This is a genomic window from Sphingosinicella sp. (assembly GCF_041916975.1).
Taxonomy (GTDB): Bacteria; Pseudomonadota; Alphaproteobacteria; order Sphingomonadales; family Sphingomonadaceae; genus Sphingosinicella.
The window spans coordinates 3,381,701-3,399,196 of record NZ_JAYRYK010000001.1 but is presented as its reverse complement, the minus strand read 5'-3'; the positions used below and the strand labels follow the sequence as shown (position 1 = coordinate 3,399,196).

General features: G+C 62.7%; 20 protein-coding genes. 14 read left to right on the top strand and 6 right to left on the bottom strand.

Features of this window, described 5'->3' with window-relative positions; all coding sequences use genetic code 11:
• Positions 1-179 precede the first annotated feature (179 nt).
• Positions 180-362, bottom strand: a complete 183-nt coding sequence (locus ACE3TJ_RS16025) for a DUF465 domain-containing protein (protein ID WP_121053877.1) — start codon at positions 360-362, stop codon at positions 180-182.
• A gap of 180 nt (positions 363-542) precedes the next feature.
• On the opposite strand from ACE3TJ_RS16025, the gene ACE3TJ_RS16020 reads away from it, so the two are divergent.
• The 3 genes from ACE3TJ_RS16020 (at position 543) to ACE3TJ_RS16010 (ending at position 3,063) form a co-directional block, all read left to right on the top strand.
• Positions 543-1,631 (top strand): sugar-transfer associated ATP-grasp domain-containing protein, encoded by a 1,089-nt coding sequence (locus ACE3TJ_RS16020; RefSeq protein ID WP_374597906.1) that lies wholly within the window; start codon positions 543-545, stop codon positions 1,629-1,631.
• A 574-nt stretch (positions 1,632-2,205) separates the two neighbouring features.
• Positions 2,206-2,511, top strand: coding sequence for a hypothetical protein (locus ACE3TJ_RS16015; protein WP_374597904.1), 306 nt, complete (start codon positions 2,206-2,208; stop codon positions 2,509-2,511).
• Between the two features lie 12 nt (positions 2,512-2,523).
• A complete protein-coding gene (locus tag ACE3TJ_RS16010; protein WP_374597902.1) occupies positions 2,524-3,063 on the top strand; it encodes an SOS response-associated peptidase family protein in 540 nt (179 codons plus the stop codon).
• On the opposite strand, the gene ACE3TJ_RS16005 is transcribed toward ACE3TJ_RS16010, so the two are convergent.
• Both ACE3TJ_RS16005 and ACE3TJ_RS16000 read right to left on the bottom strand, forming a co-directional pair.
• Positions 3,052-3,372, bottom strand: coding sequence for a hypothetical protein (locus tag ACE3TJ_RS16005; RefSeq protein WP_374597900.1), 321 nt, complete (start codon positions 3,370-3,372; stop codon positions 3,052-3,054). The two genes, ACE3TJ_RS16010 and ACE3TJ_RS16005, sit on opposite strands and share 12 nt — an antisense overlap.
• Position 3,373: 1 nt before the next feature.
• A complete protein-coding gene (locus tag ACE3TJ_RS16000; RefSeq protein WP_374597898.1) occupies positions 3,374-3,763 on the bottom strand; it encodes an excalibur calcium-binding domain-containing protein in 390 nt (129 codons plus the stop codon).
• Positions 3,764-3,859: 96 nt separating this feature from the next.
• Between ACE3TJ_RS16000 and ACE3TJ_RS15995 the strand changes: the two genes are divergently transcribed.
• Together ACE3TJ_RS15995 and ACE3TJ_RS15990 are read left to right on the top strand one after the other, a co-directional pair.
• Positions 3,860-4,504 carry an SOS response-associated peptidase gene (locus ACE3TJ_RS15995; protein WP_374597896.1) on the top strand — a complete coding sequence of 215 codons (645 nt, stop codon included), beginning with the start codon at positions 3,860-3,862 and terminating at the stop codon, positions 4,502-4,504.
• Positions 4,505-4,974: 470 nt separating this feature from the next.
• Positions 4,975-6,762 (top strand): recombinase family protein, encoded by a 1,788-nt coding sequence (locus ACE3TJ_RS15990; RefSeq protein ID WP_374597894.1) that lies wholly within the window; start codon positions 4,975-4,977, stop codon positions 6,760-6,762.
• A gap of 109 nt (positions 6,763-6,871) precedes the next feature.
• Here the strand turns inward: ACE3TJ_RS15990 and ACE3TJ_RS15985 are convergent, their stop codons facing one another.
• Entirely contained in the window at positions 6,872-7,525 is a 654-nt protein-coding gene (locus tag ACE3TJ_RS15985) for a DUF4240 domain-containing protein (RefSeq protein WP_374597892.1), read from the bottom strand.
• 320 nt (positions 7,526-7,845) lie between these two features.
• Positions 7,846-9,348: a DUF2235 domain-containing protein gene (locus tag ACE3TJ_RS15980; protein ID WP_374597890.1), complete on the bottom strand. Its 1,503-nt coding sequence runs from the start codon at positions 9,346-9,348 to the stop codon at positions 7,846-7,848.
• 418 nt (positions 9,349-9,766) lie between these two features.
• On the opposite strand from ACE3TJ_RS15980, the gene ACE3TJ_RS15975 reads away from it, so the two are divergent.
• The 5 genes from ACE3TJ_RS15975 (at position 9,767) to ACE3TJ_RS15955 (ending at position 15,044) form a co-directional block, all read left to right on the top strand.
• On the top strand, positions 9,767-10,447 hold the full coding sequence (locus ACE3TJ_RS15975) for a hypothetical protein (RefSeq protein WP_374597888.1): 681 nt from the start codon (positions 9,767-9,769) through the stop codon (positions 10,445-10,447).
• 96 nt (positions 10,448-10,543) lie between these two features.
• Positions 10,544-11,530 (top strand): CBASS cGAMP-activated phospholipase, encoded by a 987-nt coding sequence (locus ACE3TJ_RS15970; RefSeq protein WP_374597886.1) that lies wholly within the window; start codon positions 10,544-10,546, stop codon positions 11,528-11,530.
• A gap of 6 nt (positions 11,531-11,536) precedes the next feature.
• Positions 11,537-12,940: a cyclic GMP-AMP synthase DncV-like nucleotidyltransferase gene (locus ACE3TJ_RS15965; protein WP_374597884.1), complete on the top strand. Its 1,404-nt coding sequence runs from the start codon at positions 11,537-11,539 to the stop codon at positions 12,938-12,940.
• A 762-nt stretch (positions 12,941-13,702) separates the two neighbouring features.
• A complete protein-coding gene (locus ACE3TJ_RS15960; protein WP_374597882.1) occupies positions 13,703-14,020 on the top strand; it encodes a DUF736 domain-containing protein in 318 nt (105 codons plus the stop codon).
• Between the two features lie 100 nt (positions 14,021-14,120).
• Entirely contained in the window at positions 14,121-15,044 is a 924-nt protein-coding gene (locus tag ACE3TJ_RS15955; RefSeq protein WP_374597880.1) for a HEPN domain-containing protein, read from the top strand.
• Positions 15,045-15,056: 12 nt separating this feature from the next.
• Here ACE3TJ_RS15955 and ACE3TJ_RS15950 read toward each other — a convergent pair whose 3' ends face one another.
• Positions 15,057-15,320 carry a DUF5818 domain-containing protein gene (locus ACE3TJ_RS15950; RefSeq protein ID WP_374597878.1) on the bottom strand — a complete coding sequence of 88 codons (264 nt, stop codon included), beginning with the start codon at positions 15,318-15,320 and terminating at the stop codon, positions 15,057-15,059.
• Positions 15,321-15,442: 122 nt separating this feature from the next.
• Here ACE3TJ_RS15950 and ACE3TJ_RS15945 point away from each other — a divergent pair, with 122 nt between their 5' ends.
• The 4 genes from ACE3TJ_RS15945 (at position 15,443) to ACE3TJ_RS15930 (ending at position 17,403) form a co-directional block, all read left to right on the top strand.
• Complete coding sequence (locus ACE3TJ_RS15945; protein WP_374597876.1) at positions 15,443-15,670, top strand: helix-turn-helix domain-containing protein; 228 nt, start codon at positions 15,443-15,445, stop codon at positions 15,668-15,670.
• Positions 15,671-15,702: 32 nt separating this feature from the next.
• Positions 15,703-16,251, top strand: coding sequence for a S26 family signal peptidase (locus tag ACE3TJ_RS15940; RefSeq protein ID WP_374597874.1), 549 nt, complete (start codon positions 15,703-15,705; stop codon positions 16,249-16,251).
• Entirely contained in the window at positions 16,239-16,838 is a 600-nt protein-coding gene (locus tag ACE3TJ_RS15935) for a lytic transglycosylase domain-containing protein (protein WP_374597872.1), read from the top strand. Before ACE3TJ_RS15940 ends, ACE3TJ_RS15935 begins: the two co-directional genes overlap by 13 nt.
• Before the next feature lie 205 nt (positions 16,839-17,043).
• The gene (locus tag ACE3TJ_RS15930; RefSeq protein ID WP_374597870.1) at positions 17,044-17,403 is read left to right on the top strand and encodes a hypothetical protein; all 360 of its coding nucleotides are present in this window, start codon (positions 17,044-17,046) and stop codon (positions 17,401-17,403) included.
• Positions 17,404-17,496: the final 93 nt, after the last annotated feature.

Here is a 17,496-nt window from a genome sequence, read left to right as displayed (position 1 = left end):
TCGCCTTTAAGTTTCCGCCTGCGTCCTGCCGGACCCGCGTTCAATGGTGCTATCTCTGTCATACTTCGCGTTATCCCTGCCAAGCTGACTGTCAGATTAAGGACCCCAAGCCCGCCATGTGCGTCCCTATGGGCCTTACGTGAAGGAAGGCGGGGCCGTGTCGGCCCCGCCAGTGCCGGTCAGGCCGCGACCTGACGGCTTTCTCTCTCCGCCTCTGCCATCTGGTCCTTCACGGCCAGCTTCAGCTTCTTCAGCCGGGCCAGAAGGACCTGATCGGGGAGCGGCCGTGCCGCCTCCCTCGCGAGTTCACCTTCGAGGCGTGCATGTTCGCGCCGCAGATAGTTCAAGAGATGGTTGGACATCGCCTACTCCATGCAAAAGTTGACTATGTTCGCGCCGACCTGAACGGCTCGGCCCCGCTTATTTTGGATCGTGTTTCGATCGCTTCAAGAGCCGCTGTACAGTTGTGACGGTTCGCTAATGATTTCGTGCGACAGTAACCGCCTCGCCTTGCTATTGTGGCGGGAACAGGTGGGGACCTTATGCACTTCGGGATGCCGATCGGGCAGCTTTTGCGATGCGCGCTTGAAGCCAGGCGGCAAACCGAGCGGTCGTTACTTGGACAGCTTATCGACATCGCGCGGCTCAGGCTGCACGGGCACGGTGTCCTTGCCGACGTCTATTACGACCTGCGGCTGTTCGATCCCAAGCTCGGCTGGGACCGCAAGGCGGAGTTCGTCGGCTCATGGATCAAGCCGCGCTTCTACAGCGTGCAGGAGCCGGAATCGTCTAGCCTGTTCGCCGACAAGCTGCGGGCACTCACCTTCTTCCGCGCTCATGATATTCTGACCCCGGAGATTCTGGCCGCAACAAACCCGGCCTTCGACGTGCCGGGCGTGAAGGCGCTGCGATCTCCCGCTGCGCTGGCCTCGTGGCTGCGCGATGAAGCGCCCTATCCCTTCTTCTCGAAGCCGTCCGTCAGCTACCGCGGCTATGGAAACAAGCTCGCCAAGGCGCTCGACCGCGAGGCCGACGAGATCGTGTTCGGCGACAATGTGCGCGTGGCAGTCGAGCAATTCGCGGCGCAGCACGGTCTGGAAAGCGCCCCGACCCTTGTGTTTCAGAACGTCATGCGCCCGCATCCGGCGATTGCTGCGCTGATCGGGCCGCGCCTCGCGACGGCGCGCTTCGTGGTGCTGAACGATACCGACACGCCCGAAGTGTTCCGCGTCGGACTTCGCCTTCCCGCCGGGAGCAGCATGGTCGACAACTTCCGGGGCGGCGCATCGGGCAACATGCTCGCCCGCCTTGACCCCGATACGGGCGTGATACGGGATGTTCTGGCAGGTATCGGCCTTAAGTGGCGCCCGATCGAAACACACCCGGACACCGGAGCACCGTTCGCCGGCTTTCAGTTGCCCGGTTGGTCCGATGCGCTCGCGCTTGTCCTGCGTGCGAGCAAACACGCCCCTGGCCTCAAGATCCACAACTGGGACGTCGCTTTCACCGATCAAGGGCCGATGATCATCGAGGACAATCCCTTTGGGGATTTCATTCTCGCGCAGGTCACGGCCGAACGCGGACTTGCCACGCCGAGGCTCCTGAAGCTTTATCCAAGCGGGCGCATCTAAAACAGGCCAAGGAACCGCGAGTTTCGGTTCTTCCACTCTTCGAGCGCACGAACAAAATCGGCTGCCTCCGCCCGGTCACAGCCATGCGGACAGCGTATTATCGCGCCAGTACCATCCTCAACAATCAGGTCTGGCGCAATTTTATGCACGCGGCAGCGAGGGATGCTCTCCCTTCGCGGAGTTCTACTAAGCATATGCAACTCCCCCTGACTTCATATTACATCATTTCGGTACCGTTCCTAGATGCAAGGGGAAAATCGCAGCGGACCGTGGGGCCTCTTGCCATTGTTCCCGTTTCGTTCTCATAATCGCCGCATGAGACGAATCGGCAGAGACGAATTGAAAACGTCGATTAGCGTGAGCCTGAAAACGGCTTCGAAGGTCGATGTGCGGAAATACAAATCCAAGCTGCCGCACGAGTCCGACGAAGGCGCGGCCGCGCTTGCCGAGCGTATCTGAGACATGATCGACAACAGCGGAACGATTGTCATTGCGGCCGACATGGTGGACGCCTCACCGCACGGTAAAAATCCCGGCAAGTTCGGCGTGACGGAACCGGACCCGTGCGCGTGACATGCCGCCCCGCGATCTTGCGAACCCCGTCCGCGACCTGTTCGACGCGGCTGTCCGGCACTACGCCGTCAAGCTCACCTGCACCCGCTGCCGTCATCAGCGCATCTTCGACCCTCACGCCCTCTGGTATCACTTCCACAGGCGCGGCCGTCCCGACTGGCTGCCCGACGTTCGCGAGAAGTGCCGCTGCACGGCCTGCGGCGCGCGGCGGCCGACGCTGGACCTCGTACACGAACAGCCGACCGATGAGACCTTGCCGATGCCGAGCGAGATCGAGTGGAAGAAGGAGCTACGGCGGCGGCGCTGAAGGAGACCCGACATGATGGCACAGGCCCGCACACGGGCACCTGCTGAAAGCTGGCGCGACGGACCCGGCAAGAGCGCGCAAATTGTCCTCTGGCGGAACGGCACGGCGATGCAGCTGCGCTGCAAGTGGGGCCTGAAACCTGCCGAGATGTACGGGAACCCCGTCCACCTACTGCGCTCGGAAGGCCGCGCGATCACGAATCCGTGCCTTATCATCGCATCGGATTTCACAATCGAAGCGGGCAAGGGATCGCGCAGGAAACGCTACACAGCGAAGCTCATCACCGACGAGCCGTTCTTCTGCTTTGCAGGTGTATGGCGCCCGGCGGAGGACGGATGGCCCGAGGCGTTCGCGGCGCTCACCGTAGAAGCGAACCCCGACATTGCGCCCTACAAGGACCGCCACATGGCCGTCGTGCGTCCCGACGACTGGCAGGACTGGCTGACGCAGCAAAGGCCCGTGGCGGAGCTTCTGCGGCCGTTTCCGAAGGGCAGTTTCGAGATCACTGACCCGGCGAAGGGCGGCGCTGCGGTGAAGCCTTTACTCCGATGAGGCTTGGCGCGGGTTCCGCTTGCTCGCCGCGAAATACACGAGAACAGCGAAGGCGAGCGCGCACACGACCGCAACGGCTAATGCCGCCCCGCCGAGGTTCCCCGTCGCGACCGCGACGACAATGGCAAGGAGGACCGGCGTTATCATCTTGAGGACGGCAGCGGCAGGGGTGGGAAAGTGCGGCGGGGATCGGCCGGAAACGCTTGTCCGAGTGTATTGGCCCGCGCGGACCTTCGCGAGTGCGGCATAGGCGAGGATGCCCACCAGAAGGAGCAGGAATAGAGCCGTCGCGTAGTACCAGACCGGCATTCTATCGGCGTCCCCGGTAAGGCTCGCACGCCACGCCGTCCCCGTCGCGGTCAAGTTCGGGCCGATAGCCGGGCTCCCCGGCATAAAGAGGCGCCACGCCTGCCGCTCGTGCGTCCGCGCAGTAGCGATAGTAGGCGCCGGGCTGCGGCGTGTTCGCGCGCATGATGCCTTGCGAGACCGCAACCTCCTTTGTCACCACGCCCACAAACGTGGCTGCTTTCGCAAGGCCCCCGCTTTCATGGAGCCCGATAAGCACCCCCAGCGCTACGCCAACCGCGCCGGCGATACCGAGCACCTTGACGACCGGGTCTCGCGTGTCTGCCCGCCGTTTCGAGCGGGAGAAATCGCCAAGCGCGACGAAACTGGAGCGGGAGCGTCTGCGGTGGCCCATGCTGCAATGATACCGCCGAGCGGTAAACCGGACGTTTCCAGCCGGACCGGAAGGCGCACGCATTGCGCGCGACACCTCGCATGTTACCTTCGCCCAATGTGCAACCTCTACACCGTCAACGTGAGCGCCGCTGACATAGCCGACGCGTTCAAGGCCCGGATGCCGACCGCCTTCAATGCCGCGCAGGGCGACGTGTATCCCGGCGCGCCCGGCATGGTCGTGCGTGAGGCCGACGGCGCGCGCGTCGTGCAGGCCATGACATGGGGCTTCCCACTCCCGCAAAAGAGCAAGAAAACCGGCCTGCCGATCAAGCCCAAGCCCGTGAACAACATCGCCGACCTGTCGAGCTTCATGTGGCGCCATATCGCCCCGCGTCCCGAACACCGCTGCCTGATCCCGCTAACCGGCTTCGCCGAGGCGGAGGGCGAGCAAGGCGCCAAGACGCGGACGTGGTTTCGGGTTAAGGGTCAGTCCGTGTTCGCGTGGGCGGGCCTATGGAAGGACAGCGACGAATGGGGCGCGGTCTATTCGGGGCTGATGACCGACTGCAACGCAGTCGTCGAACCCGTGCATCATCGGATGCCGGTTCTCTTGCTACCCGATGAGTGGGAGCGCTGGCTTCACGGGTCGCTCGACGACGTACAGGCATTTCAGGATCGGTGCTTTCCGGCCGAGCTTACCGAAGTGGAGCGGACCGCCGAACCCTGGATCAGGCGAATACCTCCCATGCCGCACGCCTAGACAGTGCACATGGACATTGGCCATTGGCGCGCATTCGCTCACTCATGCCGGCTGCCGCCGACATAGGAGACATTCGACGGCTCGGCTTACCCCTCCGAAACCGGTCTTAAGTCACACTGTGAACTTTGGCCGTTCCCGTGCGGTAAAAGGCTGTTCGCTCTTGGCGTGCTCACAGATCAAAGCGGACACTCCTCTACTCGTTGTCTGGATTTCTCCACCACGACCAAACTAGGTAACCGATAGCGGTAGCGAGTGCTGCTTTGGCGCTTAGGAGCGCCGGATCGATTAAATTCATATCCATTTTCTTCCCGACCGCGAAAAGCAAAATAGCTTGCTGCAGGAAAATTGTTTCGACCTGCCGAAGGCCATGAAGCCTTGCGAGTTGGCGCAGTCACGGGCGCTTCTGGCGCTGGCCGGTATCCGATAGATCGCGGAGGATTGATATTCGCGTTCCACCTTGGAGTCGCTTTATGACCATGGAACCGATTGCACCAGCCAGACGGTGCGCAATCTACACCCGCAAGAGTACGAACAAGCGTCTTGAGCATGATGTGAACTCGCTCGTCACGCAGCGCGAGATCAGCAGCGCCTATATCAAGAGCCAGCAATACAAGGGCTGGGTCGAACTGCCCTATCGTTATGACGATGGCGGCCATTCGGGCAGCGGACTGGAACGTCCGGCGCTCGCTAGGCTCATGCAGGATATCGAGGCTGGAGAGATCGACATGGTCGTAGTCTATAAGATCGACCGGCTAACGCGAAGCCTCGCCGATTTTGTCAGGCTGATCGAGATCTTCGATCGCCGCAACATCGCACTCGTATCGATCTCGCAGGCGTTCGACACGTCCGACAGCATGGGCCGGATGATCCTCAACGTCTTGCTTACCTTCTCGCAGTTCGAGCGAGAATTGATCGCCGAGCGGGTGCGCGACAGCATTCGAACACGAAAGAGGCATGGAAAGATGCACGGCGGCCTACCGCCATTCGGCTATATCGCTACACCCGACGGTCTCAAGATCGACAATTCTGAGGCCGAGATCGTAAAGTTTATTTTCGACGAGTTTCTGCGAACGAAACGTTACACGCAGGTAATGACGACGGTGCGCGAGCGAGGGCTGTGCAGCTCGGTAAAATATTCACCGCGCGGGCAGCCGCGCGGTGGAACCCCGATTTCGCCGAGCACGGTCTATGGCATCGTCCAAAATCCCATGTATGTCGGCGAGATCCGTGGGCATGATCGAACCTATCCTGGCAAACACGAACCACTGATCGCGCGGGAGATATGGGATGAGGCGCAGCAGATTTGCCAGGAGCGCAAGAAGCGCAAACCCAATAATCGCGATACTGATCACTTCCTCGCAGGTCTGCTCTGGGACGATCTGGGCCGCCATATGCGACTTGATCTAAATTGGCATTGCGGCAAGTCTTACAAAACTTACGTGTCGAGCAACGCGATCTGGTCCCAGAAGCAATTTCTCCGGCAGTATCGCTCGAACGCCGACGAGTTAGATGCGGTGGTTCTGGCGTCAGTTGCCGAATTACTGAGCGACCGCATTAAGCTGAGAATGGCGCTGAGGTGCCTGGGCCTCTTCGGTGAAGAACTGGATAGATTGGCCGAGAAAGGGGTGGCCACATCCGACCGTCTTGTAGCGACCCCAAAGCCGCATCTGAAGGAACTCTTCCAGGCAATCGTGCATCGCATTGAGCTGGGCGAGGATCAGGTCGCGATCGAGTTTCGCATGCTGGAGGTGCGCCGCTATCTCGAATGGAACAGTGAGATGAGCTTTCGAGGTCGTCCGGCGGATTGGCCGTGCAGTGATGCGCGCTATGAGCACGTGGTCTCCGTGAAGGCCATCACCGCGGAGCGCTGGCCATCTTTGCACATCAATCCACGCAAAGTGTCATGCACGAGTACGCCTGATAGGAAGCTTGTCGACCTCATTCGCAGCGCTCGGAAGGCACAGAGGCTCGTGGAAGAGAACCGGGAGCTCGACCTTGAAGCGCTCGCCAAGATCCAAGGATGCCGCACCGCCCAATTCGCACGATTGGTACGGCTCAATTACTTGGCTCCGGACATAATCACCGCGGTCTTCGATGGCACGCAACCGCCAGCGCTGAACAGGAAAGTGCTGTTAAATTCCAACGTACCGACCGATTGGGCAGTACAGAGAAGGCTATACGGATTTCCGCCACCTGAGCGTGCCATCGACCCGCGAAATCTGTTTGGTCGGGGAATGTGGCCGAGCGCATTCAAATAGTTTGGGCCGTCTCCCGTCTGTCCGGTTCAGACCGTGAGTGTCGAACGTGGGTATCGAGCATGAAGGGCACCGTCATCATACCCCCGGCAAGGAAGCGATTTCGAAGGCATCAGCTTCCAAATCGATTCCACAGCTTGGGGTAGCGCTTCGCAAGCGCCTCTTGATCCTCAGAAAAGGACTGCCCTTTCGGCTCGCTATCATAGATCATGTTCGCAATCACCGGCATGTCATTCCAATCCAGTCCGGTTTTTGCAGCCCACACTTCACGGGCGACGTAGGCGTAATCTTCGAATTCAAGGTCGCCTCGAGAGCCCGATGCCAGCATATCCGCCAGGCTATCAGGGTTAGCGGAAACCGCTTCAAACACGCGCCGGCCCTTGGAAATTAACCAGCATCGAAAATACTCGAAGCCGTCGTCAGATACGCCCCCATTCGCAAGGTATGCCGCTCCCCAGAGGTCCCATGAATATGAATCTCGCATTGCCTCATCGAACAGTCTCTCAAAGTCAACGATCTGGTCCGGAGTCAGCCGGTTTAACGATGCCCGGAGATCGGCGACCTGCGCGTCCGGATTGGATTCAAACGCAGCAGAATGATCGATCAACGCCCAAAAGCTTTCGATGTCGAGGGGCCCCGAAGTGATTTCGATCGGCGCTGGCGATTTAGGCGCAAGTTGTGCAGCCGCTTGTTGACCGCCTACCAGGCGGAAGGCCACCAATGCCAGCGCCGCGAATGCGAGCAAGCCTATAGCGACTGAGTTCACGATTCCCCCCCTTCAAGTTCCACGCATCTTCCCACGGCGGCACGGCAGTCGCAATGTCGAAGCAGCCAGTTCGTCGGCGGGTATCTCTCTCAGGTTTGAGATGTTGCCATCGATCCGCAAGGGCAGACTCTCCTTGAGGAAGTGCCGCCCCTTGCCCTTCGGCCATGACCGACCCAGCGTCGGGAGTAATTTCGCTGATCTGTATCGGACGGATGCTCGCTCGGAAAAATGAGGGACAGCGACTAGCTGCCGTTCGTTCAGGTAGTCATTGACGACCGCAATTGGGCCAGTTGCGGAATGGCAGGTTTAGTGGGCGATATTTAGATAGCTGCGCTTGTTAAGTCGGTCTGTAACGCCGGGGCTTGATCGTCCGACCGCGAGTACATTGCCTTCGCGTCGCGGTGGCGCCGCAGGCTCTCCGGTCGGTACGGCTTCACCTCGCCCATCTGCGGAACGTGGGGGGCGCCTAGCCGCTCCAGCACTGTCGGATGCAGCTGCGCATCGGGGTGTATGTCGCGGTCGGCGTGAGTCCACACTAGGCGGCATCCGGTGATCCTTCGCAGCCATGTCGGCTGCGCATTCAGCATTCCGGTCCGCTCGCTGTGCTGGAGACCGAGCGCGTTGGGCGACGTAACCAGCCGTTCGTCCAGTACGGTCACCGCATCGCCCATGGCGGCCTTCAACTCCTCCACCATCCAGCGCAAAGCGATGTCCGACAGCCTGGACTCCTCCTCCGGATAGCTTCCGCCGATGTCAGAGTGGTTGCCAGCGAACCAGGTCTGCACCAGCCAGTCCTCCCGCCCCCGCTCCTTATGCCAGGTTAGGTCCGACGGTCGGCCCCACCCGACCCGTGGGAAACGCGCTCGATCCTCGTCGATCGAGAGGGCGTGACGCAGGAAGCCCACCTCGCGGTCAACGTATCGATCGTAATGCTTCCCGCTCCACCAAGCGAGGTGAAAGTGACCAAGCTGGTAGCCCCAGCGGCGCCAGTGCCACCACGGCTTGCTAAGCGCCTCGTCGTCTGCGAACGTCTTTACCTGCGACCAGAACGACGTCGCGAACCAGTAGAGTGCAGACAGCGGAAGCAGCGCAGTGATCGCAGTCATCCACCACGGCGCGAGCGACGCGACCAGGATGGTTAGCCCGACGAGCAGCAGCATTCCGGCCAGCGCGATCAACGCCGCAGTCCGGCTGCCAAGTGCCGCCACCGTGTCGAACACGCCGACGAAGTCCGGTTGCACATTCCCCTGGCCCTCACCCTCGCTTCCCGTCCCCTCCGACGCGAACTTGGCGCGGAAGCGCGCAGCAAGAATCTCGCGCTCCGTCTCGTAACGGTCGCGTTTTGCGCCGGCTCCGTGATTATAAACCTTCCGCACCGCCTCCGACGCGATCGTCCGCAACTCTGGGCCGTACCGCGGCACCGGTCCGCCGCCGGCGTCGTGGGTTGGGACGCCGCATAGGTTAAGTACGTTGGCCAGCGATCGTGCGGTGTAGGCACCGCGGCTGAAGCCAAAGATGCAGATGCGGTCGCCTGGCTCGTAGCGCGCGCTGATTGCGGCATAGCAGTCGATCACGTTCTCATCGATGCCGGTGCCGACCGCAGCCGCCAGCACGTTGCGGATTCGCTTGAACGTGAGCCCGCCGGTCTCGCCAGCACCAAGGCCGGCGTCGTAGAAGGCCAACTGCTTGCGCGGGTCGATCAGCGAATCCGGGCCCGGCCGCATCGCACGATACATCTTGTACACGTTGGACAGTCGCTGGTCAGGACGCAGCCCACCGATCTGGCCGGTGCCGTCCGAGAAGATGAGGATGGTTTTTGTCATTGCCATTGCGCCCCTGCTTTACTTTCCTGCTATTTAATCATTGGGCAAGTAGATTAACTCTAGCCGCGATCGACTGTTAGAACGCTCCTGCCGGATCAAACCCAGGAAAGGCCAAACATACGGTAGTCTGCTGACCATTTTCTGACCACTTTTGCTCAGCGTGATTAGGGCTTTCCGCCTTTCCGGAGTTGGTGCCACCCGACCGCTTCCACAACAGCCGGAAGACGAGCTTCAGTCGCTCGATGGCAGAATATAGTCCAAGTCTTTTCCGAACTTTTAGATGGATTAATGCGAGAGGCCGCGCGCCGATAGCCATTGTTGTTCGGTCCAACAATCCGACTTGACGGATGACCAGGCCCGTTTGGCGCCCGAGCGTGGCGCGCCTTGCCAAAAGCAGCTTTGCCGGCGATGCTGGGCCATGACGGTGATCAACTTCGCGCTGCTACCCGACGGAGTATTCGTCGTGGCCGACACGCTCGTCACGAACCACATGTTCGAACCGAGCTTCTTCACGTCGAAAGTGCATGTGGTGCCCCACCTGAACGCTCTGGTGTGCGGCACTGGCGATCTGGGCTTCATCCTCGACTGGTCGCGATACCTGCTGGGAGCAATGCTAGCGGTGGACGTCACCCACCTCGACGAGTTCGCACAGGACAGCATGCGTTCGCTTCATGCCGGCCGAACGGCTGCAGAGCGCGACGCCCTGACCAGCACCATCTATCATCTCGGCTTCAACGAACAGGAGGACCGCTTCGTGGGGTTCGCCTACCGCTCGACCGCCGATTTCGCCAGCGAGCGGCTTGACTACGGCGTGCGGACGAAGCCCGGATATTCCGGCGAACTGCCGATGGAGCGGTTTCCCGACGACTTCGTCGAGGTATGTCGTGCCCAGCGCGCCGAGCAGGATCGGCTGCCCCCCGACGAACGGGTGTTCATCGGCGGTCATGTCGTCGCCTACATGATGCAGGTCGACAGGACGGACGGTCGGTCGCTGTCCGTCGTCACAACGGTGACCCGCCCGTTCGAGTTCGAGGATCTCGACAAGGCTTACTACGACTGCACCGCCTCGCTCGCGGCGAACGCGCATCTGCGCGATTGAGGCCCCGCTCGACTGTCACCATCGACGGCGTCCAGATAACCCATCCGTTGAATCCGATCCTGTTCGCACTATGTTCGATGTTGAGGGGGATTACCGGTGACCTATCAGATTCTGTCATTGTCAGGCGGCGGCTTCCTAGGCCTCTATACCGCCACTGTGTTGGCGGAGCTGGAGGAGCGATCCGGCAGACCGCTGCGGGACTGTTTTGACCTCATCGCCGGCACCTCGATCGGCGGCATCATCGCCCTCGGGCTCGCCGCGGGGCGGAGCGCGGCGGACATAAGAGACGCCTTCGTCGAACATGGACCGCGCATCTTTCCGCACGCGCCTCCGAAAACTAGGACGGCTTGGGCCTATCGTTTCGCCCGCAATGTCCCGGCACCGCTGTACAGTGCCGATCCGCTCCGCCGGACCGTCGAGAGCATTGTCGGCGCCGACGCGTGCATGTCGGACCTGTTGCGTCCTGTGGTCATCCCGGCCGTGAATCTCACGAAGGGTGGACCTAAGGTGTTCAAGACCGGGCATCATGCGCGCTTCGTGCTGGACTGGCGCCTCAAGGTCGTCGACGTGGCTCTGGCGACGTCGGCGGCGCCTACCTACTTCCCGGCTCATCGGATCGGCAACGAGCTCTTTGCCGACGGCGGCATGTTCGCCAACTCCCCCGACATGATCGCGATGCACGAGGCGGAGATGCTTCTCGGCGCACGGCGCGAAGACATTCGGGTCCTTAGCATCGGGACAACGACCACCGACTTCGCGATGTCCAGCGCCCTCGATCCGAACATGGGTGTGATGGGCTGGATGCGGAATCAGCGGCTCACGGACGTGATGATCGGCTCGCAGCAGGCGCTGATCAACGACATGATGCGGCACGTACTCGACGATCGCTATCTGCGCATCGACCGTCGGCAGGCCGACGAGCAGCGGCGCGAGCTGGCGCTTGACGCGGCGACGCCGGGCGCGATCGCTAATTTGCAGTCGATAGCCCTGGCGTCGTTCGCCGATGTGTCGGGCGATCCTAGGCTGCGCGACTTCCTGGCGCATGATGCGCCGCGATTCACGTTCATCAACGCGAGCATCTGAGGTCCCATGTCCTGCGCCGCACGCCTGTTCAATTCGAAGTCAGACCAGTCGCTATACGCACGCATTACGCCGTCCGCCGACCAGTTCGCGACGCAGCAGGCCCGCTGGAACGATCTGGCCGACTTCCTGAAGTCGCGACTTAAGGACGACGCAGGATACCCAATGAGCACTTGGCTGCAGGGATCTTACAAGTTCGACACCCAGATACGGCCGTGGAAATCTGGTGCGAAATTCGACATCGATCTCGGGCTGTATTTCGAATGGGCGGGCGACGACGACGAGGGTGACTACGAACCTGCGGGTTTCAAAGAGTTGGTTCAGAACGCTTTGCTCGACTATGCCGAAGATGCTGAGAACGACGCCACGGGGGTCGAGGAACCGAAGGAGCGCTGCTGCCGCATCTCGTTCCGCCCCGACTTCCACATCGACGTCCCCTGCTACCATTTAGATCGCGGCGCCGACCGGCGCGCGCTGGCGACGGAGACCCGAGGGTGGGAGGCCAGCGACCCCAAGGCAATCTATAAGTGGTTCAAGGACCTTCTTCCGGATCAGGCCGACCGCGCGCAGTTGAGGCGCCTAGTCTGCTACTTCAAGATGTGGGCCGCCCTGAAGATCAAGGACGCCGCCGCCCGGCCTTCGTCGATCATGCTCACCGTTCTGGTCGCGCAGGCCTTCGGCGATCTCGACCGTTCGGCGCTTGCCGACGACGACGACTTGCTTGAGAAGACGATCACGGTGGTCGCCGACACGCTGGATGGCGATGGGGCGGTCCCCAACCCTGCTGATCCCGCCGAGGACCTCAACAGGCTGGACGCCGACGCCACTTCGGCGTTCCGCGCCCGCCTGCGCGAATTCATTGACACGGCCAGGAGGGCGAACGCCGCGACCAGCGAGGAGAGCGCTGCCGAAATCTGGACGGAGGCGTTCGAGCATTTCTTCCCTATGCCCGAGGACCTTGCCGCCGAAAGCTACGAAGGCGGCCAGGCGTCGGTCGGCAAGGGTACCGCGCTCGTGGCCTATGCCTTCGATCCTCAGATCTACGTGCGGGCGGAGTCGAAGGACAACGCCAGCTACGTGCGCGAGGGCGTGAACGAGATCGGCGTCATCGTGAAGAACTGCTCAATCCACTTCGAACTGATGAACGCGGCGCAGCTTCCGGCCGGAGCCTCGGTGCGCTGGACGGTGCGCAACCGGGGCCATGAAGCGTGGAGTAAGAACGACATCGGACACTTCGCCGGCGCCGAGCTCACCGCCGACGAGCAGTCCGCCTATAATGGCAACCACGCCATGGACGTGGCCGTCTATCAGTGGGGTCGGATTATCGGCCGCCGCCGGGTCGAGATCACCGTGCGCGGTGGCGTGATGCCGCCGAGGCACAAGCCGAATAAGCGGATCTTTCGGCGCCGGTGACCATGGCTCTGTGGTCCGACCTCGAGGAAAGGCAACGTCCGTTGCGGGCGCAGCTTCAAGATACGTAATAGCCGCGAGCCATCACGCGATCTCCACGGCGTCTCTAAGTTTAAGAAACGCACCGCGATAATTCTCACTCAATCTTGAGGAAAAGACAGAGGAGACCTCAACACCCGGCGTCCGACAGCGGCGCCGCGCAGTCGCGTCAGCAAACACTTAGCCCACACGAACGAAGGGTCGCTTTCTGGATTGCCTCCGTTGAGGCTAAATGGCAGCAGTTAGGGCGCGCGGTCGCCACCGGACTTAGGGCGTCGAGAGGCAGCTATCCGCAAGCAACAACCCAAAACCTGCCGTTCCGGATGGTCGAACCTAGCCGCCGTTCCTCTCGGCGGAATTAATCGGAAAGGCCCCTCCGCTGCGGGAATGACAGGATGACGTTCCAGATACTTCTGGGTAGCACGGCCAATCTTAGCCACGTCGGGAAACAGTCACTTCCAGCTGACCTCTCCATGTCTGGCAACCATATGGCGGGCAGGCCATTGCGCCTGGACCGGCCGCCCTCTTGCCCAAACCATCGCCCGGTCACGGATTTCCCCGGCCGCATGGCCGGCCTCCTCGCGGACGCTCGCGCTCCAAATCCGCGTCCTGCCTCCGGTCCTCCGCGTTCGCTGCGGCCTTACAGGTCCGGCAAGGGCGCTGACGCCGTTCCTCAGGCTGGCCATCGCCCGCGAATGGTCGCCGGCGAGACACAGGAGAGAAATCATGTCTGCAATCGGCTACGTCACCCGCGAAGGCGACAGCTTCAAGGGCCAGCTTCGCACCCTCACGATCCGCGCCGCGATCGAGATCACGCCCAACCCGTCCAAGGCCAGCGACAGCCATCCCGACTACCGGGTGTCGTCCGAAGGCATCGAGGTCGGCGCCGGCTGGAAGCGCGTCGGCGAGACATCCGGCAACGAATATGTCGCGCTCGTCATGGCCGCGCCGGAGTTCGGTCCCCGCCGCATCTACGCCAACCTCGGCCGCGCCGCTGGCAAGGACGAGAACAGCTTCGCCATCATCTGGAACCCGGCCGACTGACCGCCGCCCCGGCTCCCGCCCCCTGCGGGAGCCGGTTTTTCCGGCCCGCAGCGCGCTGATATCGCTGTGGATTTGCACGCCCTGACTGCTAGGATAGGCCATGCGTACCGACCTCGATCATCTGCCGCCCGCCAAGCAGCGCGAGCTCGAGCGCGTCCTCGAGGTGCTGTTCGCTGGCTTTGAGGAAGCGACGAGCCTCGCCACACAGGCATGGAAGAAGAAGGGCCGCATCCTCAAGATCGTGCTCTACGGCAGCTACGCGCGCGGCGGCTGGGTCGACGAGCCGCACACCGCCAAGGGCTACAAGTCGGACTTCGACCTGCTTGTTGTCGTCAACGACAAACGCCTAACCGACCGCATCCCCTACTGGGAAAAGGCCGAAGACCAGCTGATGCGCGAGTACGGCATCACGAAGGCCCTGAAGACCCCGGTCAACTTCATCGTGCACACGCTGCAGGAGGTGAACGACGGGCTCGCGCATGGCCGGTACTTCTTCATGGACGTCGCGAAGGACGGCATCGCGCTCTACCAGAGCGACGATACGCCGTTCCATACGCCGAAGCCCAAGACGCCCACACAGGCGCTCGCCATGGCCAAGGAATACTTCGAGGAGTGGTTTCCTGTCGCGATGCAGCGATATGAACTTGCCAAGCACGCAACAGCGCAAGGCTTTCTAAAACCAGCCGCGTTCGACATGCACCAGACAGCCGAGTTTCTCTACCATTGCGTGCTTCTGGTGTGCACGTTCTACACGCCTCACGTCCATAATCTGGGCTTCCTGCGCACGCAGGCCGAGCGGCTGGACCGGCGCCTTTTCCATGTCTGGCCGCGCGATACGAAGAAGGAACGCGCCCTCTTCGAGAAGCTCAAGGAGGCCTACGTGAAGGCCCGCTACTCGAAGCACTACCGTATTTCTGCCGAAGAGCTGGAGTGGCTGGGTAGCCAAGTCGAAGAGCTCGGCCGCGTCGTCCACGCCGTGTGCAGCGAGCGCATTGCCGAGCTCGAAGCCGCCGCGAAAAGCTAGGCTTTCGTTCGTTCAGGCGGCGCTACGCTCGGCGGTGACCGCGTCCACATCCACCAGATCGGCCTCGACGAGCACGCCCGTCACCCGCACGCGCGCGCCGTGCGGCGGCGCGGCAACCCGCCTGAGGTCCAGACGGTAGCGGCCGCCCGCATCGCGCCGCAGCAGCGTTTCCTCTCCCTCGGCGAGCAGCGTGCCCGCCTCATCGATTCTCGTTCCGAAGCTCATGACGACGCGGATGTAGGGTCGCCCCTCCCCGTTCCGCAATGAAATTCGCATCGCGCGCCGCTGGCTCGATTTCGCAGGCACGCGTTTTCGAGCCTCCCGGCCGAGTGCCGATCGCGCCATGGTCGGTGTTGCCAGACGCGGCTTCGGTGCCGCGGGCGCCAGGAAAACCGGACATGACCACGGACGACGATATCGCGCGCGCCGCACAGGCACGGCGCGGCTCCCCCTTTCTCAATACCGACCAGGCCGCAGCCTACCTCCGCATCTCGAGCCGGCTTCTGAAGCAGCTGCGGAAAGAGGGAACCGGACCGACCTTCCGGCACCATAGCCGCTTCATCCAGTATCATATCGACGATCTCGATGCCTGGTCCGAAGCCTCCGGCAAAGGGTCGATCCGTTGAGCCGGCACCATTCGAGTACAGGCGCCGCTTCCTTGCGCGCGTGGGGCGACACGCTCGCCCGCGCCCGCATTGTCAGGCTCCGGCGCGCGCGGGATCAAGCCCGCATCGGCCTTGCTGCGACACTTGCCTGCATTCTGCTGAGCGCCGAGCCTGTGCCGCGCCTGATCTGGAACGTCTCGGCAAGTGCACCGCGCGGCCTTTATCTGCTCGATCCGTCCGCGCAGCCGCGGCACGGCACCATGGTCGCCGCGCGCCTGCCGATGCGATGGGCAGCGCTCGCGGACCAGCGCCGCTATCTCCCCGCCCGCGTCCCGCTCATCAAACGCATCGCCGCGCTGTCCGGTGACAGCGTCTGTGCGTTCGGCGCCCTCGTCACCGTCAACGGCCGCCTCCTCGCCCTGCGCCGCAACGCCGACAGCCTCGGCCGCCCGCTCTCTGCATGGCAGGGCTGCGTGCACCTCCGCGACGGGCAGGTCTTCCTCCTCATGGAAGACAGCCCCGCCTCGTTCGACGGACGCTACTTCGGGGTGACGGAGGCCGCCGACGTACTCGGCCGCGCGCGGCTGATATGGCACCGCTGAGAGCCGCTTTCGCCCTCGCGGTCGTGCTTGCCGCGCCCGCTCACGCCGATCCCATCCGCCGCTGGCAGCCCTTCATCGACGAAGCCGCGCTCCGTTCCGGTATCCCCGCCGACTGGATCGCCCGCGTCATGCGCGCCGAAAGCGGCGGCCATGCGACGCGCGGCGGTCTGCCGATCCGTTCGCCCGCAGGCGCCATCGGGCTCATGCAGCTGATGCCCGGCACCTGGGCCGACATGACCGCGCGGCACGGTCTCGGAAACGATCCCGACGACCCGCGCGCCAACATCCTCGGCGGCGCGGCCTACCTCCGCATCATGTACGATCGCTTCGGCTTTCCCGCGCTGTTCGCGGCCTATCACGCCGGCCCCGCGCGCTACGGCGAACATCTCGCCGGGCGCCCCCTACCCCCGGAAACCATCGCCTATGCCGCTGCCGTGACGCGCGGCCTCTTGCCACCTGATAGCCTGCCGCCGCATCCGCCTGAGACGCTGTTCGTCGTGCGAAGGACGGCGTCTCTACCTCTCGACACCACGCCTGCGAACACGCTGTTTGCCGTCCGGCGCGCGCCTTCGGTTCAACCAAGATGAGCGGTGTTCGAAGGCGACGGCCCAGCATGACGCCTGCCGGCACGCCTCTCAAGGCCCGCGGGCGCCCTCCGATTTGCTGCGCAGATCGGTTCCTCCCGCGTCCGCTGCGCGGCGCGGCGCCTGGCGCCGCGGCCCTGACAGCCGCGCCGCCAGGCATCCCCGAGCCTCACGTTTCCGATCCCGGAAACGCAGCAAGGAGATCCTCATGCAGACCCGTTCGCACGATCCAGAGCGTCACGACCGTATCGTCTCTACCCTCATTCGCGGCCTCAGCGGTACTGTCGGCGTCGCTGCAGCAACGGTCCTCGCCGCCCGATTCCTCAAGGCCGAAGAGGCCGACGTGCTCTGGGAGGCGCGCCTCGCCGAGCGCTGGATCGGCCGCTACGAAAGCCTCGACCGCGAACCGGAAGCCGATCTCGACCGGCTCGCGATCATCGGAAAATGCGGCAGGGACTGGTTCGTCGCGATCGTCATCGTCGACGGCGAAGGCCACCCCGACGGCCTCATCGGACGCCGAAACTTCAGCGACTTCAGCGAAGCCCGCCGCGCATTCAACGCGCGCTGATATCCGTTCTCCCGGCTGGGACGCGGTGCCGGATCGGTATCGTGTCCCAGTCCATTTTTACGCCGGAAGAGGGAAAGGACGGCGGGGGAAGAG